At 59.2% G+C, this 22537-nt stretch carries 25 protein-coding genes; 6 read left to right on the top strand and 19 right to left on the bottom strand.

The window, feature by feature from the left end; all coding sequences use genetic code 11:
- Window positions 1–81: 81 nt before the first annotated feature.
- Both AADW57_RS03815 and tyrS read right to left on the bottom strand, forming a co-directional pair.
- Window positions 82–717 carry a YbhB/YbcL family Raf kinase inhibitor-like protein gene (locus AADW57_RS03815; protein WP_341668730.1) on the bottom strand — a complete coding sequence of 212 codons (636 nt, stop codon included), beginning with the start codon at window positions 715–717 and terminating at the stop codon, window positions 82–84.
- Between the two features lie 19 nt (window positions 718–736).
- Window positions 737–1963: a tyrosine--tRNA ligase gene (tyrS, locus tag AADW57_RS03810; protein ID WP_341668729.1), complete on the bottom strand. Its 1227-nt coding sequence runs from the start codon at window positions 1961–1963 to the stop codon at window positions 737–739.
- 239 nt (window positions 1964–2202) lie between these two features.
- On the opposite strand from tyrS, the gene AADW57_RS03805 reads away from it, so the two are divergent.
- The gene (locus tag AADW57_RS03805) at window positions 2203–3570 is read left to right on the top strand and encodes a M23 family metallopeptidase (protein WP_341668728.1); all 1368 of its coding nucleotides are present in this window, start codon (window positions 2203–2205) and stop codon (window positions 3568–3570) included.
- A gap of 6 nt (window positions 3571–3576) precedes the next feature.
- The gene (locus tag AADW57_RS03800) at window positions 3577–4674 is read left to right on the top strand and encodes an anhydro-N-acetylmuramic acid kinase (RefSeq protein WP_341668727.1); all 1098 of its coding nucleotides are present in this window, start codon (window positions 3577–3579) and stop codon (window positions 4672–4674) included.
- A gap of 13 nt (window positions 4675–4687) precedes the next feature.
- Here AADW57_RS03800 and AADW57_RS03795 read toward each other — a convergent pair whose 3' ends face one another.
- The 7 genes from AADW57_RS03795 to AADW57_RS03765 all read right to left on the bottom strand — a co-directional run bounded on the left by AADW57_RS03795 (window position 4688) and on the right by AADW57_RS03765 (window position 8039).
- A complete protein-coding gene (locus tag AADW57_RS03795; protein ID WP_341668726.1) occupies window positions 4688–5101 on the bottom strand; it encodes a MarR family winged helix-turn-helix transcriptional regulator in 414 nt (137 codons plus the stop codon).
- A 64-nt stretch (window positions 5102–5165) separates the two neighbouring features.
- Complete coding sequence (locus AADW57_RS03790; RefSeq protein ID WP_341668725.1) at window positions 5166–5669, bottom strand: nucleoside deaminase; 504 nt, start codon at window positions 5667–5669, stop codon at window positions 5166–5168.
- Window positions 5666–6055, bottom strand: a complete 390-nt coding sequence (locus AADW57_RS03785) for a DMT family transporter (RefSeq protein ID WP_341668724.1) — start codon at window positions 6053–6055, stop codon at window positions 5666–5668. Before AADW57_RS03785 ends, AADW57_RS03790 begins: the two co-directional genes overlap by 4 nt.
- 55 nt (window positions 6056–6110) lie before the next feature.
- Window positions 6111–6431 (bottom strand): DMT family transporter, encoded by a 321-nt coding sequence (locus AADW57_RS03780; protein WP_341668723.1) that lies wholly within the window; start codon window positions 6429–6431, stop codon window positions 6111–6113.
- 64 nt (window positions 6432–6495) lie between these two features.
- Window positions 6496–7125, bottom strand: coding sequence for a DsbA family oxidoreductase (locus tag AADW57_RS03775; protein ID WP_341668722.1), 630 nt, complete (start codon window positions 7123–7125; stop codon window positions 6496–6498).
- Between the two features lie 291 nt (window positions 7126–7416).
- Window positions 7417–7749, bottom strand: coding sequence for a helix-turn-helix domain-containing protein (locus AADW57_RS03770; RefSeq protein ID WP_341668721.1), 333 nt, complete (start codon window positions 7747–7749; stop codon window positions 7417–7419).
- Window positions 7746–8039 carry a type II toxin-antitoxin system RelE/ParE family toxin gene (locus tag AADW57_RS03765; RefSeq protein WP_341668720.1) on the bottom strand — a complete coding sequence of 98 codons (294 nt, stop codon included), beginning with the start codon at window positions 8037–8039 and terminating at the stop codon, window positions 7746–7748. Before AADW57_RS03765 ends, AADW57_RS03770 begins: the two co-directional genes overlap by 4 nt.
- Before the next feature lie 260 nt (window positions 8040–8299).
- Between AADW57_RS03765 and AADW57_RS03760 the strand changes: the two genes are divergently transcribed.
- Window positions 8300–8551, top strand: coding sequence for a hypothetical protein (locus AADW57_RS03760; RefSeq protein WP_341668719.1), 252 nt, complete (start codon window positions 8300–8302; stop codon window positions 8549–8551).
- Window positions 8552–9192: 641 nt separating this feature from the next.
- Here the strand turns inward: AADW57_RS03760 and erpA are convergent.
- From erpA to pmbA, 7 genes are all read right to left on the bottom strand, one after another.
- Complete coding sequence (gene erpA / locus AADW57_RS03755) at window positions 9193–9561, bottom strand: iron-sulfur cluster insertion protein ErpA (RefSeq protein WP_341668718.1); 369 nt, start codon at window positions 9559–9561, stop codon at window positions 9193–9195.
- A gap of 76 nt (window positions 9562–9637) precedes the next feature.
- A complete protein-coding gene (locus AADW57_RS03750) occupies window positions 9638–10375 on the bottom strand; it encodes a DUF6776 family protein (protein WP_341668717.1) in 738 nt (245 codons plus the stop codon).
- A gap of 35 nt (window positions 10376–10410) precedes the next feature.
- Window positions 10411–11475, bottom strand: coding sequence for an N-acetyl-gamma-glutamyl-phosphate reductase (gene argC, locus AADW57_RS03745; protein WP_341668716.1), 1065 nt, complete (start codon window positions 11473–11475; stop codon window positions 10411–10413).
- Between the two features lie 161 nt (window positions 11476–11636).
- Window positions 11637–12029 (bottom strand): 30S ribosomal protein S9, encoded by a 393-nt coding sequence (rpsI, locus tag AADW57_RS03740; RefSeq protein ID WP_341668715.1) that lies wholly within the window; start codon window positions 12027–12029, stop codon window positions 11637–11639.
- 9 nt (window positions 12030–12038) lie between these two features.
- Window positions 12039–12467, bottom strand: coding sequence for a 50S ribosomal protein L13 (rplM, locus tag AADW57_RS03735; protein WP_341668714.1), 429 nt, complete (start codon window positions 12465–12467; stop codon window positions 12039–12041).
- A 384-nt stretch (window positions 12468–12851) separates the two neighbouring features.
- Window positions 12852–13955, bottom strand: coding sequence for a TRAP transporter substrate-binding protein (locus tag AADW57_RS03730; RefSeq protein ID WP_341668713.1), 1104 nt, complete (start codon window positions 13953–13955; stop codon window positions 12852–12854).
- 160 nt (window positions 13956–14115) lie between these two features.
- A complete protein-coding gene (gene pmbA, locus AADW57_RS03725; protein WP_341668712.1) occupies window positions 14116–15483 on the bottom strand; it encodes a metalloprotease PmbA in 1368 nt (455 codons plus the stop codon).
- Between the two features lie 62 nt (window positions 15484–15545).
- Here pmbA and yjgA point away from each other — a divergent pair, with 62 nt between their 5' ends.
- Both yjgA and AADW57_RS03715 read left to right on the top strand, forming a co-directional pair.
- Window positions 15546–16094 carry a ribosome biogenesis factor YjgA gene (yjgA, locus tag AADW57_RS03720; protein ID WP_341668711.1) on the top strand — a complete coding sequence of 183 codons (549 nt, stop codon included), beginning with the start codon at window positions 15546–15548 and terminating at the stop codon, window positions 16092–16094.
- On the top strand, window positions 16091–16759 hold the full coding sequence (locus tag AADW57_RS03715; RefSeq protein ID WP_341668710.1) for an alpha/beta hydrolase: 669 nt from the start codon (window positions 16091–16093) through the stop codon (window positions 16757–16759). Before yjgA ends, AADW57_RS03715 begins: the two co-directional genes overlap by 4 nt.
- Before the next feature lie 334 nt (window positions 16760–17093).
- Here the strand turns inward: AADW57_RS03715 and AADW57_RS03710 are convergent, their stop codons facing one another.
- Window positions 17094–19565 carry a GNAT family N-acetyltransferase gene (locus AADW57_RS03710; protein WP_341668709.1) on the bottom strand — a complete coding sequence of 824 codons (2472 nt, stop codon included), beginning with the start codon at window positions 19563–19565 and terminating at the stop codon, window positions 17094–17096.
- 189 nt (window positions 19566–19754) lie between these two features.
- Between AADW57_RS03710 and gltX the strand changes: the two genes are divergently transcribed.
- The gene (gene gltX / locus AADW57_RS03705) at window positions 19755–21161 is read left to right on the top strand and encodes a glutamate--tRNA ligase (RefSeq protein ID WP_341668708.1); all 1407 of its coding nucleotides are present in this window, start codon (window positions 19755–19757) and stop codon (window positions 21159–21161) included.
- A gap of 154 nt (window positions 21162–21315) precedes the next feature.
- Here the strand turns inward: gltX and AADW57_RS03700 are convergent, their stop codons facing one another.
- A complete protein-coding gene (locus AADW57_RS03700; RefSeq protein ID WP_341669651.1) occupies window positions 21316–21864 on the bottom strand; it encodes a YaeQ family protein in 549 nt (182 codons plus the stop codon).
- A gap of 78 nt (window positions 21865–21942) precedes the next feature.
- A complete protein-coding gene (locus AADW57_RS03695) occupies window positions 21943–22452 on the bottom strand; it encodes a hypothetical protein (protein ID WP_341668707.1) in 510 nt (169 codons plus the stop codon).
- Window positions 22453–22537 lie beyond the last annotated feature (85 nt).

The following is a 22537-nucleotide window of genomic DNA, read 5'->3' as shown; positions in this document are numbered from 1 at the left end:
CGCAAAATCCGGAAAAAAATAAAGTGGCTGCGGGCGGACTCAAGAAAACATGAAGATTTTTCAAGGAATCCGCCGTACGAATCAGGATTGCCCCAGCAAGCGCGGATTCAGGGTGTAAATGCCGGTAATGGAGGCTTTGGCCAGGATATGGCCTTCAATGACACGCAACACATCCTGCCCGGTAAAGCGGCCTTCCAGCGGCAGTTCGGCGATATCCAGCGCATAGACCGTAAACACATATCGGTGCGGCAAGGCATCGTTCCAGGGAGGGCAAGGCCCGTCGTAACCGAAGTAGTCCCCATTCATGTCACGGTCAGCGGCAAACCAGGAGGTGTAGTCGTTCACGCCCTGACGCGTGCCGTCCAAGGCCAGCGGCCCGGCCTTGCCCCTTGGTGTAATACCTTTGGAGTAAGAGCCTTCGGCCAGCGTGTGAACATCCGCCGAGACGTTGATCAGCACCCAATGAAAGAAATCCACTCGGGGCAGATCGGCCGGCACCTCGCGGCCTTCCTGATTGACATCGTCGGGCCGGCTGGGAACGTCTGGGTCGTGGCAGATCACCACATAGGATTCGGTCTGTCCAGGCGCATCCGACCAGGTCAGATGCGGGTTGGCGTTACCCGCCAGGGCGACGCGGGACTGGGCATCGTAGCGGCAAAACGCCAGACGCTCGGGAATGACGCCCTGGTCCTGAAAAGAATCACTGCGCAGTTTCATTGCAGACCTCCACGTTCAATCAGCCGGTCAGGGTGACGCGGGCAAACTTGCGCTTGCCCACCTGCAGCACATAGCTGCCCGGCTCCAGTTGCAAACCTTTATCGTCCACGCGCTCGCCATCGATGCGCACGCCGCCCTGCTCTACATTGCGCTGGGCTTCGCTGCCCGAGGCCACCAGACCCGCTTCGCGCAAGACCTTGAGCAGGCCGCGTTCGCCGGCCACGGTCACTTCGGGCATGTCCTCGGGCATTTCGCCACGACGGAAACGGGCATCGAAATTTTCCAGCGCCTGCTCGGCGGCCTTGGCGTTATGAAAGCGCGTAACAATTTCCTGAGCCAGTTCCACCTTGACGTCGCGCGGATTGCGGCCTTCGTCGATCTGACGCTGCAAGCCAGCGATATCGTCCAGAGAGCGGAAGGACAGCAGCTCGAAATAACGCCACATCAGGGAATCCGAAATGGACATGAGTTTGCCGAACATGGAGTCCGGCGTCTCGCTGATGCCAATATAGTTACCCTTGGACTTGGACATTTTTTCTACGCCGTCCAGCCCCACCAGCAGCGGCATGGTCAGGATGCACTGCTGCTCCTGGCCGTATTCTTTTTGCAGTTCGCGCCCGACCAGCAGATTGAACTTCTGGTCGGTGCCGCCCAATTCCAGGTCCGCCTTGAGCTGAACTGAATCGTAGCCTTGCAGCAAGGGGTACAGAAATTCGTGGACCGAGATGGGCTGATTGGCCTTGAAGCGCTTGGTGAAGTCGTCGCGTTCCATCATGCGGGCAACGGTATAGCGCGAGGCCAGCTGAATCATGCCGCGCGAACCCAGCTTGTCGCACCATTCGGAGTTGTAACGCACTTCGGTGCGCGCCGGGTCCAGCACCAGAGCAGCCTGATCGTAATAGGTCTTGGCATTGGTCACGACCTGTTCAGGCGTGAGCGGCGGGCGGGTGCTGTTGCGCCCGCTGGGATCTCCGATGGTGGAGGTGAAATCGCCAATCAGAAAGATGACGGTATGCCCCAGATCCTGAAGCTGACGCATTTTGTTCAGGACCACGGTGTGCCCAAGGTGAATGTCCGGCGCGGTCGGGTCCAAGCCTAGCTTGATGCGCAAAGGCTGGCCGGTCGCGCGGCTACGCGCCAGCTTGCGTGCAAACTCGGATTCGACCAGCAATTCGTCGCAACCGCGTCTGACAATGGCAAGATCGGCAAGGACGTCCGGGGAAATGGGCTCTGATGGGGATGACATAACAATCTGGTGACAAACTAAAAAGTAAAAATGCTCGAAAAATACAGCCTAATACGCTAGGATAGCCTGCTATTACGAGCCGCGCTTGAGTTTCGGCAAGGATTCGTATCCCGAATTATCTTATCATTCCCGCACAGGCCGCTTCTACCGGGCAGGAATGTCTTTTTGTCCGCCCAGTACACGCAGTCAGCCGCCAACGGCAAGGCCGTGATCCGTACGCACCTCAAGGTTCTGGTTTTATGTTCAGCAAAGGGAAACGCTCCTCCCCACCCCTTGACATCCACCAGCCTCGACTTCGTCGAGCCCCTTTCATCCGCGCCGGACTGATCGTCGCCGCCCTTGGCTCGTTTGCCGCGGCCGGTGCCCTGGCCGTGGTCATGCCCGGCAGCCCCGAACCCCTGATTTACCAGGCACGCAGCACCTTGACCTTGCCTGCCGACCTGACCGTGCTGCAAACCCAGGATTCGCAGGCCTATGTCACCGAAACCCGCATACGTCGGGGTGATACGCTGGCCGCCCTTTTGCAGCGCATGAACATCAATGAAGAAGGGCTGCTGCAATTTCTGACCCACGACAAACAGGCGCGTTCTATTTACAAACTGTATCCAGGACGCACCCTGCAAGCAGCCCTGGACGCCAACGGCACGTTGCTGTGGTTGCGCTATAAGCACACGCCTTACTCGGAACAAGCCGACGGCGGGGTGGCGCGCTGGCTGGAAGTGCGTCCCGACGGCCAGGACGGCTTCACCGCCCAGGAACTGAGCGATCAGGCCCAGACCCAGGTGCGCGTAGCCCAGGCTGAAATCAACAGTTCGCTATTCGGCGCGACCGACCAGGCCGGCATTCCCGATGCCATCACATTGCAGATGGCCGATGTACTGGGCAGCAAGATCGACTTCCTGAAGGATCTGCGCAAAGGGGACAGCTTCCGGGTGGTCTACGAGTCCTACGGTCACGAAGGTCAGGAAGTCGGTGCAGGCCGTTTATTGGCAGTGGAATTCGTCAACCAAGGCACGGCGCACGAGGCCGCCTGGTTTGAACCCGAAAACAGCAGTGGCGGCTACTACGACTTCAGCGGCAAAAGCCTCAAAGGCGCGTTCCTGCGCACTGCCCTGAAATTTTCCCGCATCAGCTCCACCTTTGGCGGACGCCGCCACCCAGTCCACGGCGGCTGGCGCAATCACAACGGCGTCGATTACGCCGCGCCCAACGGCACGCCCATTCATGCCACGGCCGACGGCGTTGTCGATTTCATCGGCCGCCAGAACGGCTACGGCAACACCATCATCCTTAAACACCACGGCGAGTTCACCACGCTATACGCGCACCAAAGCCGTTTCGCCTCGGGCTTGCGCAAGGGCGACCGCGTGGAGCAAGGCCAATTGATCGGCTATGTGGGCGCTACCGGCTGGGCAACCGGCCCGCACCTGCACTACGAATTTCGCATTGCCCAGAAAGCAGTGGACCCGCTATCGGTCAACCTGCCTGTGGCACGCGTGCTGGATGCCCCGCAACGTAAACAATTCAGTGCCGTACTGGCCGCTTACCAGAACAGCTTCGAGCTACTGCAACCCGCGCCTGAAGGCGTACAGCTGGCCAGCCGCTAGGCTCCCATGCAAGGCCCTTTATATATAGGCTTGATGTCCGGCACCAGCATGGACGGTATCGATGCCGTCCTGGCCGACTTCAACGTCCCGGGGGGCCAGGTCTTAGACGCCAACAGCCTGCCCATGCCGGCCAGGCTGCGCGAACAACTGCTGGATTTGCAGCACCCCGGCCACGACGAGCTGGCCAGAGCCAATCGAGCGGCCCTGCAATTGGCCGATTTGTATGTACAGGCCTGTCGCCCCTGGACGCAAGGCCCTTATAAATCCGCACTGCGGGCCATCGGGGTCCATGGTCAGACCATACGACATGCCCCGGACCAAGGCTATACCCTGCAGCTAAATGCGCCCGCCTATATTGCCGAACACAGCGGCGTGGATGTAATTGCGGACTTTCGCAGCCGCGACATTGCCGCCGGAGGCCAAGGAGCTCCCTTGGTTCCTATTGTCCACGAGGCCTTATTTCGCTGCGCATACGGGCGCGTGGTGCTGAACATGGGCGGCATTGCCAACATCTCTTTACTGCTGCCCGACCAAGCTGTATCAGGTTTTGATACCGGCCCGGCCAATATGCTGCTGGACGCCTGGATACAGCGCCACCAAGGCTTGCCATACGACCGCGACAGCCAATGGGCCGCCAGTGCCACCCCGGATGCCATGCTGCTTGCCACCTTGTTGAGCGAACCGTGGCTGCAATTGCCTCCCCCAAAATCCACAGGGCGGGACCTGTTCAACCTGCAATGGCTGGACCGGCATCTGGCGGATCTCTATGGCAATGCGGGCATTGACGCCGCCGTCGTGCAGGCTACCTTGTTGGAGCTGACGGTGCGCAGCATCGCCCAGGCCATACATTCCCATGCTCCGCAGGCCCAGGAAGTGCTGGCTTGCGGCGGAGGCGCGGCCAATCCACAACTATTGGCCCGCCTCTCGGCGACACTGGGCTTGCCCGTACGTTCCACCAGCCAGCTAGGCTTGGACCCCCAACACATCGAAGCCCTGGCCTTCGCCTGGTTGGCGCACGCCCATATAGAGCGCATTCCAGCCGGCCTGCCTTCTGTTACTGGAGCGCGCCGCCCTTCTGTACTGGGTGCCTGCTATCCGGCATGACCTAGCGCATGAACTATTGAGCCTTCACCCCGTAACTTGCCAACAGTGTCTGGCCGCCATGCTCGTTGAGCGCCGCCTCCAAGGCACTTTCGTAGTCAGGTTGTGCACTGTCCAAACGTGTGCGCCCGTCGTTGGTCAGCACCGTGTACACACCCCGTTTGTCGTCCGGACATAGGTCGCGCACCGTCAGACCTGCACGCTCCAGGCGCTCGACCATCCGCGACACTGAACTTTGATTCAAGCGCAGATACGCGGCCAACTCCTGCATACGCAGTTCGGAGTTTTCAGATCGAGCCAGTATGTCCAGCGCCCGATACTCTGACAGACCAAGCCCGTGCCGTGCTTGCAGCACTTTGCCCAGCTCGGACTCGACATGGGCAACAACATGAATCAGTTTGAGCCAAGCATCGCTTCTTTTTGAGGCCATTGCCGCACACTCCCTTTAAACGATGAATGGCTCATTTTATCATGTGCATGTCCATGCAAAGTTATTAAGAACCACCGCTCCTGGGGGCCTGCACATGGGAGCTGAAAGCCAGGAAAGGCTGCAAGCCCTGTGGCACCGGCAGTTTACGGGCCAGGAGCGATGGCCAGTGCTGTGGATCACGAGAGAATAGAGAATACGTGCCACGATAGTCGAACCCATGCGCCGCCGCCTCGTTCCGGTCAACCGCGAAGTAGACCCGTCCGATACCGGCATAAAGCGCGCTCAAGTAGCACATGGCGCAGGGCTCCCCGGAAGCCACCAGCGTCAGACCGCCCAGATTGGGTGCGCCCACTGTCCGGCACGCATCCCGAATGGCTTGCACTTCGGCATGGGCGGTCGGGTCAAGGAGCTCCCGAACACGGTTGACACCGCGTCCAAGCACCGTGCCGTGTGCGTCAACCACGAAAGCAGCAAAAGGAATTCCCCCGCCATGCACATGCTCTGCCGAGTAAGCCACAGCCTCCTGCATGGATTGGACAAGGTATGGGGCGGGATCATCGGCCATCATGCGCGAACCTCGCTCTTGATAGCCCCAAGCCTGGCGCTATCGGCAAGCTTCAACCACACCACACCACCGATAATGACTGCCAACCAGAACGCTTGGCTCAACGTCATTGGCTGATCAAGCAGAACACTGCCGAATGCCGCCGCTCCGACCGAGCCGATGCCGGCCCATACCGCATAGCCGATGCCCACATCGATGGTTTTAAGTGCAACGCTGAGCGCGTACAAGGTCAATAGAAAAAACACCGCTGCGCAAAGCGACCAAGCAAGCACCGTGAAAGCCTGACTGCCTCCAACGCTGATGGCATAGCCAATCTCGAAAACACTCGCCAGCAAGAGCATGATCCATGCACGCCCGTTGCTTTTATTCGTTACCTTAATCATTGTCATATCGAATTCCTTTGTGATCTCAGAAGTGGATGAGTGAGGGGCAAGGCTATCGTCGTTATGCTGCGCCGCTAAGCCGCAGACCGATAACGCCGCCGATAACAAGCGCGACCCCAAAAAACTTGCTCAGGCTCAAGCGCTGCCCAAAAAACAAGGCACCCAGAATGACGATCCCCACGCCGGAAACCGATGTCCAGATTGCATAGCCAACGCCGACATCGAAAGTCAACAAGGCCAGACTGAGAAAATAGGTAGCAATCGCCCCGCTGAGCAAGGTGACGGCCGTCCAGCCAAACCGGGTAAAGCCTTGGGCTTTGCCCGCTGAAATAGCCACAGCAATCTCGAAAACCACGGCAATGCCTAGATATGACCAACTCATGATGAAAGTCCTTTCGTTGATATGTCCCTAGAGACAAGTGAGTACTGCACTAAGAAATACGCGTTCAGCTCTGCGGCGGCACGGATAACAGATCCGCTTCTGGAGCACTTTCGAGCAGGGTAATGGCATGCTGGAGCGCGTCCAGAGGGGGCATGCCCCGAAACACCTGTTCGCCAACGACAATGGTGGGAACAGACGTGATCTGCATGTCCTCGCGGGCGTGACGCTGCGCTTCGCAATGGCGTTGCGTATAGGTGCCGTTCTCAAGCGCGTGCCGTGCTTGCTCAGGGTCAAGTCCGATTTGGGCAGCAAGTTCAATCAAAACGTCAGTCTCGCCAATGTCCCTATCCTCGCAAAAGAACGCCCGCAGAATGCGCAGGGAGTAGGCATGATCCAGCCCCTGGTCTTGGGCCATCGCCAAAAGTTCAAACGCTTTGGCCGTGCGAGGCTGAGGGGATATCGAGGGCAAGCGGATCGCCACCCCAAGACGTTGGGCCAACGGATAAACGGACCTGTCCCATATGGCAGGCAGATAAGGGTCCTGTGGCTTTAAGGTCGGCTCCGGTGCTGGGCGCAACTCAAAGGGACGCCAGGTGATGGTGATATTCCTGCTGCCGATTGCATCGGACAGTACCTTTTCCGCCAACAAGCAGTAGGGACACACGTAGTCTGAGTAGATGATGATAGATGTCATTTGACCTCCTATAATTTGCATGTACATGCATTTTATAGAAGCAAAATACACCCGTCAAACTATTTGCGCGTACATGCATATTTATAGACAAAAGAAACTTACTCGAAATCTGTATAACGAGGCGGCGGACCCAAGCGAAGGGTACCCGCAGCCCGCACCGTCTCATTCGATATAAGGTCGGTATTCCGTCAGTGAACCAGAGCTGCCGTTACGCGGATTGAGCTTGCCCGCTTGTAGCAGCGGCAATGCCGTGCGAAGCGCCGTGGTAGCCAGCCCCGGCTCCTGGGCCTGCTAGCCAACCGCCAAGCGTACGGGTTTGCCGATGCGACTCAACATCTCGACCAGCGTATCAATGGTGAACTTCGTGGTCTTCTTATTTACTACATCCGATACACGCGGGCGGGACACCATCAGAATTTCCGCCGCTTCGGCTTGCTTTAAGTGATGTTGTTCGATCCATCCTGCCAGTTCAGCCATGAGCTGCTCCTTGAGCAGCTTAGTGTCGTTGACCTGCTGCTGCGATGCCAAATGCAGCCGCTGGGCTTCCTGCGGTGAAAAACCCAGCTCCAGGAACAGATTCGCTCCTGGTTTGCTGACGTGGCGGATTTCAGTATCGATTTTCATGGTGTATTTTTCCTTGCATGGGCAATAGCCCTATAACGGGCCGAAGCAATGAGCTTGTCCTGATGCTGGGTAGCCTGCGTTTTCTTCTGGAAGCAGTGCAGGATGTACAACGCTTCCTCAAACTTGGCGACATAGATTACCCGGAATGCGCCACCCAATTCCCAGATGCGGATTTCACGGGTGCCGGCACCGACCTCATCAAAAGGCTTCCAGTCCTCCGGCTCCAGGCCAGCCTGCACCTTACCTAACTGAAACCCCGCCTGTCGGCGGGCATGGACGGGAAAACTCAAAAGATCGTGCTATGCCGACCCGACCTACCGAATTTCTTTATCCATTACACACCGCCCGTATAAAAATTTATACCAAAGCAAAGGACAGAGCCAGCGCTAAACCCCACGCTACTATCTTTGATATGAACATAGCGTATGAACGCCGCCACCGTCTTATAAGCTATGCGCTTTATACCCACCCTGCTAGTTATGCTACAGGGGCAATCTCATCGTGACCGAGTGTGGGATGTGGTAAATGCCGACCGGCAGGACTGATGCTGATGCTGATGCTGATGCTGATGCTGATGCTGATGCTGATGCTGATGCTGATGCTGATGCTGATGCTGATGCTGATGCTAGGAGATCATAAAAATGGTTCTTCGAAGAATTCCGAGAGCCAATTTACCAAGTCAATGAGGAACTGGTTTTTTGAAGACGCCATTCAAGGCGCAGCATGCTCGGACAGGGCTAATAGCTTGCCGGCGCTGCGCGCCGGTACCCTGGTCGGGGCGCAGCGCCGGGCGCGTCGTTAACTCCGGCGGGTTACTTGTCCGCCGGACAAGTAACAAACGCCGCCGTCAAACAGAACGACGCTTGCACCCCGTCCCCACGCCCCGCCTGCGGCAAGCCATCCGACCCGCCCCGTCCGAGCATGCTGCGCCTTGAACGGCTCAAAACACCAGCCACATAGGCCCGGCCACACATAGCTATACCCAACAGAACATTGAGCGTATGGCTGACGCCTTATGCCGCATACACGGACATCCCGCCGTTTGGGCCAAACACAAGCGGTGCCGTTCTCGCCAAGCCGACCGCAGCGGGCCGGCGGGCGAGTCAGGGCCTGCGCCGCAGGCGGGATGCTGGGGCGGGAGACAAGGGGCGTGCTGTTCGAGCAGGACGCTTGTGATTCGTCCAGTGGACGAATCACCCTGCGAGTTCACGCCCCGCCCGCCCCGGTATCCTGACCAGGGAACCCGCGCGCAGCGCGGGCGAAGGACCCCGCCAAGCCGGCCCGCTGCGGTCGGCCTGGCGAGAACCCGAATGTCTGTCCGTTTGACCCAAACGACCGACCCAATACGAAAGAGTCCCCGAAATCTCTCGAAGAACCATAAAAAAAGCCCTGCTCGTATCAGCAGGGCTTTTGGGCAAGTGCCTGATGGCAGGCAAGCAGGTTTTATACCGTAAACGAGGAACCGCAGCCACAGGTCGTGCTGGCATTCGGATTGCGAATGACGAACTGCGCGCCATCCAGGTCGTCTTTATAATCAATTTCCGCGCCGACCAGATACTGAAAGCTCATGGCGTCCACCAACAGCTGCACGCCGTCTTTGTCAATAATGGTGTCATCGTCGTTGACCAGCTCATCGAAGGTAAAGCCATACTGGAATCCGGAACAGCCGCCTCCTTGCACGAACACGCGCAGCTTGAGTTCGGGACTGCCCTCTTCGATCAGCAGCTCCCGCACTTTTTCTACGGCCGCATCGGTGAAGATAAGAGGGGACGGAGGGGCTTGCAGATCAACGGATTCGGTAAGGGTGCTCATGTGGTTCTCCAGCCGGCCCCCGCCGGCATACGTAAACATCGTTTAGACCGCCCTGCTCTGCCCGTGGGTCGGGCAATCAGTCGGGTTGGGCGATCTGCGCCTGGCGGGACACTCTGATGGTGTTTCCTTCCAGGATATTCAGTGTCAGGGAGACGGGTTCAAACCCTGCCGGCAAAGCCAGCCAACCCATTGCACGCTGAAACTGATTGAAATTCAAAGCCAACGAGTCCGACGTTTCGTCGGTATTTTGTACGGCCTGCGGCTCGGGCCCCACGGCAGGCGATAAATCGATTTTAACGGTTTTTCCGTCCTGCCGACCAGTCGCCTGAAATTGCAGGCTGCCAGAAAAAGCCTTGCCTTCCGTGGCGTTACGCTGCAACAACACCTTGTAGCCCAACAAATCGCCGCGCTGGCTGACATCCAGGGCGCGGATACTGATCGAACCGCTGGGCCCGGGCGGCAACAACTGCTCGTAAAAGGCCAATTGTTCACGCGTGCGGGCCAGATCGTCCTGGGTGCTTTGCAAGGATTTTTCCAGCCCCTTGCGCGTGCTTTCTTCTAGCACCAACTGCCCGCGCAAGACCTCGAACTGCGTTTGCATCTGGCGCAAGGATTCCTGGCTACGGCTCAAATCCTGCAAAGCCAGTTCGATGCGATCAGTGCGCAGATCCTGCTGAATAACGGTTTGATAGGCCCATAATCCACCGCCACCCAGAACAATACCCGCCAGCAGGGCCAATATAATCCCCCCTCCAGCACCCGAAAAACGGGTGCGGAGAGCGTTGCGGCGGTTTGAATCGGGTGCTTCAGTCATGCGTATTGGACCTGTTCACCGCAGGCAAGTTCCCATCAGGGCAGAATGGCAACGTGACCCAGACCGGTCTGCTCGGGCAGGCCAAACAGAATGTTCATGTTCTGCACTGCTTGACCGGACGCACCCTTGACCAGATTGTCTTGTACCACCAGCACGATGAGCTGGTCGCCATTGCCCGGACGCTGCACCGAAATGCGCAACTGGTTGGATGCGCGCACAGAACGTGTCTCGGGCAAGGTGCCGGCCGGCAGCACGTCCACAAACGGCTCCTGGGCGTAACGCTGCTCGAACAGGGCCTGGAAGTCGGTATCCAACGCCTCGGGCAGGATACGGGCATAAATGGTGGAGAACATGCCGCGAATCATGGGCACCAGGTGCGGCACGAAAGTCAGCCCCACCGGAGCGCCGGCAAGACCTTGCAACTGTTCGACGATTTCAGGGTGGTGACGATGGCCCGCCACAGCATAGGCCTTGAAGTTATCGCTGGCTTCGGCAAACAGGTTGGGTACTGAAGCGCCTTTACCGGCACCGGACACGCCGGACTTGCAGTCTGCGATCAGGCGCGCGGTGTCCACCCGTGGTTTGCCGCCTTCCAGCAAAGGAGCCAGGCCCAGCAGCACGGTGGTGGGATAGCAGCCGGGGTTGCCGATAACCTTGGCCTGCGCAATTTTGTCGCGCAACAGCTCTGGCAAGCCATAAGCCGATTGACGCAGCACATCCGGGCAACTGTGCTCCATCTTGTACCACTTCTGGAAAGTGTCGGTGTCCTGCAAGCGGAAGTCGGCTGCCAGGTCGATGACACGCACACCCGCTGCCAGCAGGCGTTCGACCTGACTCATGGCAACGCCATGCGGCGTGGCGAAAAACACCACATCGCACTGCTCCAGATTCGCTTGCTCGGGCGTGGAGAACTTCAGGTCCACATGGCCACGCAGATTCGGATACATGTCCGACACCGGCACGCCGTCTTCCTTGCGGGAAGTAATGGCAACCAGTTCAACATTGGGGTGCTGGGACAGCAGTCGCAGCAGCTCGACACCTGTATAACCGGTGCCGCCGACAATCCCTACTTTGATCCGGGTATCGCTGTGTGAAGCCATGAACGTTCCTGATGATGAAATGAGAGCAAAAATCCTATGTTAGCGCAGTTGCGTGCCGTCCCGGCGGAAAGAGCCGTGCTTGCATGGGCAAATGTAGCCGCCAAACAAAAACCCCGACCGAAGTCGGGGTTTTTTGCGCCAAACAGAGGCTGCAAAGCGAATTAACGCTTGCTGAACTGTTTGCGGCGACGTGCCTTGTGGAAACCAACTTTTTTACGCTCGACTTCACGGGCGTCGCGGGTTACCAGACCGGCCTGCTTGAGGGCCGATTTCAGGGACTCGTCGTAATCGATCAAAGCGCGGGTGATGCCGTGACGGGCAGCACCGGCCTGGCCGCTTTCGCCGCCGCCATGCACGTTGATCTTGATGTCGAACGACTCGGAATGATTGGTCAGCACCAGAGGCTGACGCACGATCATGCGACCCGTTTCACGAGCGAAGTATTCGTCAACAGGCTTGCCGTTGACCACGATTTGGCCCGAACCCTTCTTGATGAAGACACGAGCGACGGAGGTCTTGCGACGGCCCGTACCGTAATTCCAGTTACCGATCATGACCTATCCTTAGATGTCCAGAGTTTTAGGCTGTTGCGCAGTATGAGGATGCTCTGCACCAGCGTAAACCTTCAGTTTCTTGGCCATGGCGTAGCCCAGGGGGCCTTTAGGCAACATACCCTTGACGGCCTTTTCGATGGCACGGCCGGGGAAGCGCTCTTGCATGGTTTGGAAATTGGTTTCGTAAATACCGCCTGGGAAGTTGGAGTGGCGATAGTATTTCTTATCCTGCGCTTTGTTGCCGGTCACGGCAATATCAGCGGCATTGATAATAATGATGTAATCGCCCGTATCAACGTGAGGGGTGTATTCGGGTTTGTGCTTGCCACGCAGACGGCGTGCGACTTCGCTGGCCACACGACCAAGGACTTTGCCTTTAGCGTCGATCACAAACCAGTCACGTTTGACTTCATGCGGCTTGGCAACGAAGGTCTTCATGATGGTTCCTAAATATAAAAAATCCACAGGGCAGACAACGCGCCTGCCCCATTACGCCGCGTATCCACCCATAGCCGCAAAGCAGCCAGCATAGATCCGCAACCCTATCCGGCCCTGCCAAGACGTTATATTCCGCCCGTGCATTTTTCGCCAAATAGCCCATTATGATAACATAAACAACGGATAACACACGGCGTTTTTCATAAACCGCGCAAGATACCAACACCAGCGCCGCCTTTCCCGGCCCAGTAGCATGCCGCCATTCGAGCGTCATCAACCGCGTCCCAGCCAAGCGATACCGTCAGACAATAAAAAACCCTTGCTTCCGGCAGGACGCAAGGGTTGGGACCAGAAGTGCCGCGCTGGTTGCGCGGCATGCGGGACTTAGCCTTTTTTCTGGTTGGCCAGGGCAATGCCCAGGTAGTTGTCGTAAGAGCCTTCGGCGACACGGAACCATGGCACGATGGCATCACGGAAACCCATGTAATCGTCATGGATCTTTTTGAACATGGGGTCCTTGTCGCAGAACTCTTTGTACAACACATTAGAGGTCTTGAAGGCTTCGTCCATGACATCGCGCGGGAAAGCCTTGAGCACGGCTCCGCTGGCGATCAGGCGACGCAAAGCGGCGGGGCTCTGGGCGTCGTACTGGCAGATCATGCGTTCGCCAGCCGCGCGCGAGGCCGTTTCGATCAGGGACTGATACTGCTTGGGCAAGGCCTTGAAAGCGGCGTCGTTCACATACAAAGACACCTGGGCCGAACCTTCCCACCAACCGGGGTAGTAGTAATACTTGGCCACTTTCTGGAAACCCAGCTTTTCGTCGTCCACAGGACCGACAAACTCGACGGCATCCAGCGTACCCTTTTCCAGCGATGGATAAATATCGCCCGGCGGCACCTGCTGGGGCACCACGCCCATGCGGGCCAGCACTTCGCCTGCAAAGCCGGCGGTACGCATCTTCAGGCCTTTCAGGTCTTCCAGGGAGTTGATTTCTTTGCGGTACCAGCCACCCATCTGGGTGCCCGTGTTGCCGAAGCCGAAGTTGATGATGTTGCGGGTGGCGAACAATTCACGCAGCAGCTTGGTGCCATTGCCTTCCTGCATCCAGGCATTCATCTGGCGGGCGTTCAGACCGAACGGAACGGCCGTATCAAAGCTGAAGGAAGGATCTTTGCCGTAATAGTAGTACGAAGCGGTCTGGCCGCATTCCACCGTACCATTGCTGACGGCATCCATAACGCCGAAGCCGGGCACGATCTCGCCGGCGGGGTACAGACGGATGCTGAAGTTCCCGTCCGTCGCCTCTTCGATCATCTTGCAGAATGTCTGGGCGGTGGAAAACAGAGCCGGCGTGGCCGGACCGTAGGTGGATGTCAGCTTCCAGTTGATCTTGGGATTGCTCTGGGCAATGGCGGGAGCGGCAATGGCCGCGCTGCCGGCCACGGCACCAAGGCCGGCCTTCTTCAGGAACGAGCGACGCTGCATGGGAAACCTCCTTGTAGGCATTCGACAATTATTGGGAAATATTTTTTTGTGCTAAGGATATTACACTGGCCTATGAGCCAGCGGGGCAGCCCCAGACGGGGATTATCCCGCAATGCTCCCCTTTACGGCCTTTTGCACACCGGCTTAAACGGTGGGGAGCTCAGGCCCCCGCCACCGACATCTGTTCGATCAGGATGGAACCGCTGCTTTTGGAACCACGCCCAAAGGTATCCGCACCGACGGCGACGATCTGCGTAAACATCTCGGCCAGGTTGCCGGCAATGGTTACTTCTTCCACGGCGTGCTGGATCTGGCCGTTTTCAACCCAGTAGCCAAACGCGCCGCGTGAGTAGTCGCCGGTCAGGTAATTGATGCCCTGGCCGATCAGCTCGGTTACCAGCAAGCCGCGCCCCATCTTGCGCAGCATGGCATCCAAATCGTCCTGGGGACGCGTCAGACGCGAACTCAGCAACAGATTGTGCGAACCACCGGCATTGCCCGTGGAAGGCATGCCCAACTTGCGCCCTGCGTACGACGACAGAAAATAACCTTTCAGCTCCCCGCCGCGCACCACATCGCGGTCCTGCGTGCGCACGCCTTCGCCGTCGAACGGCGCACTGCCCATAGCACCGGCCAGATGCGGACGCTCGACCACATCGATATGCTTGGCCAGCACTGACTTGCCCAGGGAATCGACCAGAAACGACATTTTGCGGTACAGCGCCGAGCCGCTGGTGGCCTGCACCAATGATCCTAGCAAGCCGACCGCCAACGGTGCCTCGAACAAGACCGGATAACGGCCCGTGGGAATGCGGCGCGCCGACAGGCGCGACAAGGTACGTTCGGCGGCATAGCGCCCCACGTCCTGAGGGCTGGAAAGCCGATGCGGATCGCGCGAGGTACTGTACCAGTAGTCGCGATGCATGCAATCGCCCTTGCCCACGATGGGGCTGACGCTGATGGAATGGCGGCTATAGGGATAGCCGCCCAAAAAACCCCGGCTGTTGCCCATGACGAAATGCCCTTCCAGGGTATCCACCGACGCCCCTTCGGAATTGCTGACCAAAGGACTGGTATCCAATGCAGCCTGTTCGGCGCGAATAGCCAGGCGGCATGCCTGATCGGCGTCCAGCATCCAAGGGTGGTGCAATTGCAGATCCGGATAGTCCAGCGCCAGCATCTCGGTTTCGGGCAGACCGGCAAAAGGATCTTCGGCCGTGTAACGGGCGATATGCCAGGCCGCTTCCACCGTTTCGCGCAGAGCCTTGAGCGAAAAATCCGAGGTCGAGGCCGAACCGCTGCGCTGGCCGGCAAACACCGTGACGGCCAAAGAGCGGTCCTGCGTCTGTTCGACAGTTTCCAGCTCGAGCTGGCGCACCGAGACGGCCAGACCCTTGTTCTCGGAAATATCCACCGCTGCATCGCTGGCGCCCAGCTTCTTGGCATGACGCAGTGCTTCGTCCACCAGATCGCAGAACTGGAACTGGTTGGCGCTGATCGCCAATTGAGAAATAGTTCGTTGACTCATTGCTACTCTTTCAGGGTTAGGCGGTTATCATAGCCAATTGGCGACAATCTTTTTCACTCTTTATGTCCCGCCCACGCACTGAAATCGACGAAAACGGATACGACAGACCCAGCAAATCGCAGGTCAAGCGGGAAATGCATGCCCTGTTGGACCTGGGAAAACGCCTGATCGAACTATCCGACGACAGGCTCAAACAACTCCAGCTCGACGAGCGCCTGCTGGCGGCCATCAAGGACGCCAAACGCATCACGGCCCGCGAAGGCCGCCGCCGACAGATCCACTTTGTGGGCAAGCTGATGCGCCAGGTCGACCCCGAGCCTATTTTGCAACAGCTCGATATCTGGGAAAACGGTTCCCGCGAACAGACCCAGGCCATGCACAGGCTCGAAGCGCTGCGCGATTTGTTGTTGCGCAGCGACGACGCGCTGACTGAGTTCATGGACCAATTCCCGGGCGCGGACATACAGCAGTTGCGCACCCTGATTCGCGCCGCCCGCAAAGAGTCGCAGAAAAATGAGACACTGATGCCCGGCCAGGACCCGCAACGCAAACACTATCGCGCCCTGTACCAGTACATCAAGACCTTGGTAGATCTTTCGGAGTCCTCATGAATCCTCTGCTTGAGTCCATTGAAATCGAAACCGGCCTGAACCCGCAGCACGCCGTGATCTGGCTGCATGGACTGGGGGCCGATGGCCATGACTTCGCGCCCATCGTGCCCGAACTGGGACTGGAGACCGCGCCGGCCATCCGCTTTATTTTCCCGCATGCGCCGGTGCAGCCTGTCACCATCAACGGCGGCATGGCCATGCGTTCGTGGTACGACATTTACATGGCCGATCTGGTGCGGCACGAGGACGAAAACGGTCTGCGCCACTCCCAGACCGAGGTACAGAACCTGATCGCCCGCGAGAACGCGCGCGGCATTCCGTCCGAACGCATCGTGCTGGCCGGATTCTCGCAAGGCAGCGCCATGACGCTGCAAACCGGCCTGCGCTTGCCCGAACGCCTGGCCGGACTGATCTGCCTGTCCGGCTACCTGCCACTGGCCGGTGCCATCGCCACCGAGCGACACCCCGCCAACAACGGCACGCCCATCTTTATGGCGCACGGCACGCTGGACCCGGTGGTACCGATCAGCCGCGCTCAGGCCAGCCGCGAACAACTGCAGTCTCTGGGCTACGAAGTGCAATGGCACACCTACCCCATGCCGCACGCCGTCTGCCCGGACGAAATCACCGCCATTGGCGAATTTCTGCGTACGGTACTGCGCTAGGCCTGTCCTTACTGATAGACCCGTGGGATGCGCTCATCCCACGTCTGCCCTCCCCACCAGCCACCGGCGGCCAGCCCGACCAGCAAAAACACGCTGACTACCGATCTTCCACAAGCAACCGAAAACCATCGTATCTGTCTTTCCCTTGGTGTTGATGTCACCCGCCCATTTCATGCTCGGGTAGCGGTAATGATGATCGGCCACCTGTGCGCACGCACGGACACGCCATCCCGACAGCACCATCGTCCCGCCTGCATCTAGCCGACGGGCAGACGCAGGGGTGATTCAAACGCTGGCCCACCGGACATGCCTGGCTTCTTAATGCACACAACCGTCAATCGGAACGTCGTGTCTCGCCCAGATCCAGCCAGACGCGCCGCATGCTGGCGTCCTCGGGGTCCGGGTCGTTCTGAAAGCCCAAGCGTTTCATGAGCGCCTGCATGGGCGAATTGGATGCCAGCACATAGCCATCGATATAGGTCAGACCTTGCTCGGCCGCGGCCTGAATCAAGGATTGCATCAGGGTCAGGCCCAGCCCACGTCGTTGCCAGGCATCGCCGATGACCAGTGCGTACTCCGCGCCTCGGCCATCGGCATTGCGCAGGTAATGCGCAAAGCCGATGATCTCGTCGCGCGGATGATTGCGGTTATCCGGATTGGGCGAACGTATGGTGGCAATCAGGGCCAACTCACGGTCGTAATCGATGCGGGTGTAGCGCGAAAGCATGCGCGGGGTCAATTCGCGCAACATGGAAACGAACCGCATATAACGGGTTTCGTCCGACAGCGCCCGCATGAAGGTCTGTAGCGCCTCGGCATCTTCAGGCCGTATGGGCCGCAAGGTCCAGCGCTGTCCGTCCTGGAACTGACGACGCCCGATCAAGTGGCGCGGATACGGATGAATGGCCATATGCTTGTAGCCGGCCGTTTCCGGAAGGACCAGCATGGACTGGGTGCTCAAGGTGATCTTGATGCTCTGGATGTAAAGGCTGTTGTCTCCGGCCATCAAGGGGTCCAGCGCCACGCTGCGCACACCGGGCAATTCGCTCATCAGATCAGACAGACGCTCCAGCGTCTGCAGCAACTGCGTCAGCACCAAAGGCGTCAATCGCGACGAGAGCATCTTGCGCCACAGCGGACTACGCTCGACCAATTGACGAGCCAAGTATCGATTCAGGGGCGGCATTTCCACCGCCGGATACGTGGATGACAGCCAGCCTTCGTGGCCAGGTGCGCCAAATACGGCATATGGCCCAAGCTTGTCGTCGGTCTCGAAACGGATTGCCATAGCAGGCAGGTCGGTATCCGGTTCGCCCTGGTCAGTGGTAACGCGCAAATCCACCACAGGCACATGAAAGTAACGCAGCAGATCGCGGCATTCCTGTTCCGTGGGCTGACGACGTTCGCTTTGCAGCTCGCTGACCAATGCCCGCGCTGGTTCGACTTCGGGCAACGTGCCCAAGGGCAAGGGCGGCAGGGTCTGCTGCGACAGATGCTGGTTGTAGTGGTAGCGCGCCAGCAAATCAAAGGCATTGGCGGCGGTGTCGGGCGTACGGAACGCCGGCGTGCCCACGCCATCGAGCAGATGACGCAACGGGCGCATGTCGGCATCGCCGATCAGGCAGGTAATGATGGGCTTGCGCGCACTGGCCGACAGCATAGCCAGCTGGCGCGAGACTGCCTGCATGTCCGACAAAGGATCGGGGGTCAGCAACACCAGCACCCCGTCAATATCCGCATCATCAAGCAAGGTGGAGACGACCGAATCAATACGCATGGGCGTCAGCGGGGCGAAGGTCACCACCGGATTCTGCGGCTGGTCGCCCGGCACCAGCAGATTCTGCAAGGCGCGTTGAGTTGATGTAGACAGTTCGGGACAGGTCACGGCCGCATCCGGCCCCAGCACATCCAGTGCCAGTTGAGCGGCTCCGTTGCCGTTGGAGAACAAGGCAATGCGCCGCCCTTTGGGCCTGCGTGTGTAGACCAGAACCTTCAGGGCCGAGAACAACTGCACGAAGTAACGAATGCGCACAGCGCCCACGCGGCGCATCAAGGCATTGAAGACCGCCTCGTGGGCCTCGCCCATCTGACGCTGCCCGCCGACCTTCAGAACCACAACCGGCTTGACCGCCGCGACCGCGTGCAGTGCACTGGTAAAGCGACGCGATGCCGGGGTGTGCTCCAGGTACAAAGCGATACTGTCCGTGCGCGGGTCCATCGCCAGGTAATCCAAGATCTCGGGCACATCCACCACAGCCTCGTCGCCCACGGACACAATGGCGGAAAAACCCAGGCTGACATCTTCGGCCCAGTCCATCAGCGCCGACGTAATCGAGCGCGACTGTGACACCAGCGCCACCCGGCCTGCCAGCGCCATCTGCGGTTCGTGGCTGAGATTGATGCCCATGTGCGGGCGCTGCACGCCAAAAGCACGCGGCCCCAAGACCAGACAATCGTGAATACGCGCCCAGGAACGGGCATAGACCATGTCTTCGAGCGGGTCCTGGGATGCCAGATCGGACGGCAGGATGATGACGACGCGCGGCTTGTGGGGCCGAATGGCATCGAGCGCCTGGGGCAGACGATCGGGCGCAATGCTGACCAGAGCCAGATCCAGACGCTGCACGCCGGTCAACCCTTCGAGACGGTCGGGCACGCGCACCTCGGTCGCGCTGATGACGGCCTGGGTAATACGCCCGACCAGACGGGCCGGCGGATCGCGCAAAATCGGCAAAGGCAGCGTCGACACGGTCAGTACCGAACGAGGTTCAAATAATGCCGTCAGACGATGCCTTAAAGCTGCCATACATGCTCCATCATGCTGATACCACGCGCCAGAATTAAAAGAGCTTCCATCTTAAGCAAGCTGCCGCCAAAGTAAAAGCCACCTGAACAATACGCCGCCGCCTGACGGGGCCAGAACCTGCGGCTGAGTTAAAATACTTCGATTCAGTCCCGCTTGCGGACTTTTCAAGGTCAACGCCGAACACAAGTCATGAGCACGTCTACCAACGCCATCCGTACCCGTTTCGCCCCCTCGCCCACCGGCTACCTGCACTTGGGCGGCGCGCGCACCGCGCTGTTTTCCTGGGCATTTGCCCGCCATCATAAAGGCAGCTTCGTACTGCGCATCGAGGACACGGACCTGGAGCGTTCGACCCCAGAAGCCGTGCAAGGCATTCTGGACGGTATGCAATGGCTGGGCCTGGACGCCGATGAAGGCCCCTTCTACCAAATGCAGCGCATGGACCGCTACCGCGAAGTTATTGCGCAACTGCTGCGCGACGGCCACGCCTATTATTGCTACAGCAGCCCCGACGAAGTCGAGGCCATGCGCGAAAAAGCCCGCGCCCTGGGCTTGAAGCCCCGCTACGACGGTACCTGGCGCCCGGAAGCCGGCAAGACCCTGCCCGCCGTTCCAGCCGATCGCCTGCCCGTGGTGCGCTTCAAGAGCCCGCAGACCGGTGCCACCAGTTGGGACGATCTGGTCAAGGGACGCATCAGCTTTGACAACGGTGAACTGGACGATCTGGTCATCGCGCGCACCGACGGCACGCCCACTTATAACTTCTGCGTGGTCGTGGACGACTGGGACATGAACATCACCCACGTCATCCGTGGCGACGACCATGTCAACAACACGCCCCGCCAGATCGTTATCTTGCAGGCCTTGGGTGCCACCTTGCCCCAGTACGGCCACGTTCCCATGATTCTGGGCCCGGACGGCGAAAAACTGTCCAAGCGCCACGGCGCGGTCAGCATCATGGATTACGACAAGGACGGCTATCTGCCCGAGGCCATGATCAACTATCTGGCCCGTCTGGGCTGGAGCCACGGGGACGACGAACTGTTTACCCGCGAACAATTGGTGCAATGGTTCGATACCCGCAGCCTGAATAAATCGGCCTCGCAGTGGGACCCCAAGAAACTGAACTGGGTCAACGCCCACTACATCAAGGCCAGCGACGACACCGATCTGGCCGAACGCGTCGCGCCGCGCATTCAGGCACTGGGCGGCAAGACCGAAGGCCAGGATCTGCCCGGCATCATGGGCTTGTTAAAAGACCGCGCCGAAACCCTGAACCAGTTAGCCGAAGGTGCCCTGCTGTTCTGCCGCCCCTTCGAGCCGGCCAGCGACGAGCTGCAGACCGAAATCCTGACGCCTGAAGCCCGCACTCTGCTACGCGACTTCGCCGCCAAGGCCGCTGCGCTGCCGCAGTGGAACACCGAAAGCCTGGCCGCGCTGATCAAGCAGATACTGGCCGAACACGAGGTCAAGATGCCCAAGCTGGCCATCCCCCTGCGCGTTGCCGTTACCGGCCAGAAGCAGACCCCTGCCGTGGACGCCGTGCTGGCCTTGATCGGCCGCGACAAAGTGCTGGGACGCCTGGCCGGACTGTAAGCCCGGCGGGCTATCCAGCCCGATCAAAAAAAGGCGGCTCTGCAGAGCCGCCTTTTTTGTCTGCCCGGCATTGACGAGCGACAGAGCCGTCCGTTCACGCCGCCGCTGCCACACCCAACCCCGACATGATTACGCTCCCAGCAGGTGCTGCACATCACACATCCGGGTTCAGGCGGCTGACCTCGATGGTGGCCTCGCCCTGTTCGCTGCTGGCCCAGACAGTGCCGTCCTGGATGTTCAGATTCAGGGATATGCCACGTCCGGCCAGTTTGGCCAGTTCTTCGGTGCCGACGGCATCCAGGGCGTAGACCTGAATATTGCGCGCACGCGTGATCTTGTCTTTGACCCCGCTCCACCAGATACCCACATTACGTCCATAGGCCAGCACCGTGACGCGACGGGCGCGCGCGCTGGCTTTGAGCATGCGACGCTCGTCGGGCAAGCCCACTTCCAACCAGTGCAGCAAGTCGCCGCTTAGGTCGTGCTCCCACAGGGCCGGTTCGTCCGCATCGCTCAGGCCACGGGCGAAGGCCAGACGCTCATCGGTATCGACATACAGACCGTAGGCCAGTAAACGCACCATCAGACGCTCTTCGGTTTCGGAAGGATGACGCGCCAAGGTGGCGGCATGGCTGCCGTAATAGGAACGGTCGTTATCGGCGACGTTCAATTCAACTTTATAAATGGTGGAGCGCAGGGCCATGGTGCAAAAGGCCCGGGCAAACAGGCCAGAAAAAAAGACCGCCACAGGGACGGTCCTGGATTGAAACAAAAACGGGAGTCAGAACGGCAGGCGGTAACCCGGCGACATCTTGGTCAGACGATACGTAGCGCCGTCCTCGCCCCGCAAAACCAGATTACGCGCCGTCGAGCTGACAATGGTGTAGCTGTTCTGATAGATGGGATCGCCCGGCTCGGTGACCACCCCGTTGGATTCCTGCGTATCGAGCACCAGAGCATTGCCCTGTCGTGCCCAGCAACCGCTTTCACTCAAGCCCTGCGAGGGCTTGTTGGGCCGCTTGACCTGTTCGGTATAGGCCATTGTGCCATTGGGCTGCAAGGTAAATAGCGTGCGCAATTCGCCCACCACCCCTTTTTGCCGGTGTTTGCTCAGCCAATTGCCCACCAGCGCATCGCCTGCGGCCGCCGGCTGGCAAGCAGGATGCACAGGCTTGGCGGGCACCGGTGCCTGGGGAGCAGGCGCTGGCGGCTTGACCGCGCAGGCACTCAGTAACACAGTGGCCAGCAAGGCGGTCCAGGAAGACCGCCGCAGGATATTCGCCTTCTTCATAGAAACCAGTCCTTCGAGAGTACATGCCGGCCCGCCGCGCAGACCGCCCAATCCCGATTATTCTACCTGAAGGCCCTGTTCAAGC

Source organism: Alcaligenes sp. SDU_A2, assembly GCF_038237375.1.
Taxonomy (GTDB): domain Bacteria; phylum Pseudomonadota; class Gammaproteobacteria; order Burkholderiales; family Burkholderiaceae_B; genus Alcaligenes.
Note: the sequence above shows the minus strand (reverse complement) of the source record. Positions and strands in the feature narration are given on the sequence as shown.

Bases quoted from the DNA above. Each gene is read 5' to 3' on its own strand.
- AADW57_RS03815 (WP_341668730.1), bottom strand. From the start codon at position 717: ATGAAACTGCGCAGTGATTCTTTTCAGGACCAGGGCGTCATTCCCGAG.
- tyrS (WP_341668729.1), bottom strand. From the start codon at position 1,963: ATGTCATCCCCATCAGAGCCCATTTCCCCGGACGTCCTTGCCGATCTT.
- AADW57_RS03805 (WP_341668728.1), top strand. From the start codon at position 2,203: ATGTTCAGCAAAGGGAAACGCTCCTCCCCACCCCTTGACATCCACCAG.
- AADW57_RS03800 (WP_341668727.1), top strand. From the start codon at position 3,577: ATGCAAGGCCCTTTATATATAGGCTTGATGTCCGGCACCAGCATGGAC.
- AADW57_RS03795 (WP_341668726.1), bottom strand. From the start codon at position 5,101: ATGGCCTCAAAAAGAAGCGATGCTTGGCTCAAACTGATTCATGTTGTT.
- AADW57_RS03790 (WP_341668725.1), bottom strand. From the start codon at position 5,669: ATGATGGCCGATGATCCCGCCCCATACCTTGTCCAATCCATGCAGGAG.
- AADW57_RS03785 (WP_341668724.1), bottom strand. From the start codon at position 6,055: ATGACAATGATTAAGGTAACGAATAAAAGCAACGGGCGTGCATGGATC.
- AADW57_RS03780 (WP_341668723.1), bottom strand. From the start codon at position 6,431: ATGAGTTGGTCATATCTAGGCATTGCCGTGGTTTTCGAGATTGCTGTG.
- AADW57_RS03775 (WP_341668722.1), bottom strand. From the start codon at position 7,125: ATGACATCTATCATCATCTACTCAGACTACGTGTGTCCCTACTGCTTG.
- AADW57_RS03770 (WP_341668721.1), bottom strand. From the start codon at position 7,749: ATGAAAATCGATACTGAAATCCGCCACGTCAGCAAACCAGGAGCGAAT.
- AADW57_RS03760 (WP_341668719.1), top strand. From the start codon at position 8,300: ATGCTGATGCTGATGCTGATGCTGATGCTGATGCTGATGCTGATGCTG.
- erpA (WP_341668718.1), bottom strand. From the start codon at position 9,561: ATGAGCACCCTTACCGAATCCGTTGATCTGCAAGCCCCTCCGTCCCCT.
- AADW57_RS03750 (WP_341668717.1), bottom strand. From the start codon at position 10,375: ATGACTGAAGCACCCGATTCAAACCGCCGCAACGCTCTCCGCACCCGT.
- argC (WP_341668716.1), bottom strand. From the start codon at position 11,475: ATGGCTTCACACAGCGATACCCGGATCAAAGTAGGGATTGTCGGCGGC.
- rpsI (WP_341668715.1), bottom strand. From the start codon at position 12,029: ATGATCGGTAACTGGAATTACGGTACGGGCCGTCGCAAGACCTCCGTC.
- rplM (WP_341668714.1), bottom strand. From the start codon at position 12,467: ATGAAGACCTTCGTTGCCAAGCCGCATGAAGTCAAACGTGACTGGTTT.
- AADW57_RS03730 (WP_341668713.1), bottom strand. From the start codon at position 13,955: ATGCAGCGTCGCTCGTTCCTGAAGAAGGCCGGCCTTGGTGCCGTGGCC.
- pmbA (WP_341668712.1), bottom strand. From the start codon at position 15,483: ATGAGTCAACGAACTATTTCTCAATTGGCGATCAGCGCCAACCAGTTC.
- yjgA (WP_341668711.1), top strand. From the start codon at position 15,546: ATGTCCCGCCCACGCACTGAAATCGACGAAAACGGATACGACAGACCC.
- AADW57_RS03715 (WP_341668710.1), top strand. From the start codon at position 16,091: ATGAATCCTCTGCTTGAGTCCATTGAAATCGAAACCGGCCTGAACCCG.
- AADW57_RS03710 (WP_341668709.1), bottom strand. From the start codon at position 19,565: ATGGCAGCTTTAAGGCATCGTCTGACGGCATTATTTGAACCTCGTTCG.
- gltX (WP_341668708.1), top strand. From the start codon at position 19,755: ATGAGCACGTCTACCAACGCCATCCGTACCCGTTTCGCCCCCTCGCCC.
- AADW57_RS03700 (WP_341669651.1), bottom strand. From the start codon at position 21,864: ATGGCCCTGCGCTCCACCATTTATAAAGTTGAATTGAACGTCGCCGAT.
- AADW57_RS03695 (WP_341668707.1), bottom strand. From the start codon at position 22,452: ATGAAGAAGGCGAATATCCTGCGGCGGTCTTCCTGGACCGCCTTGCTG.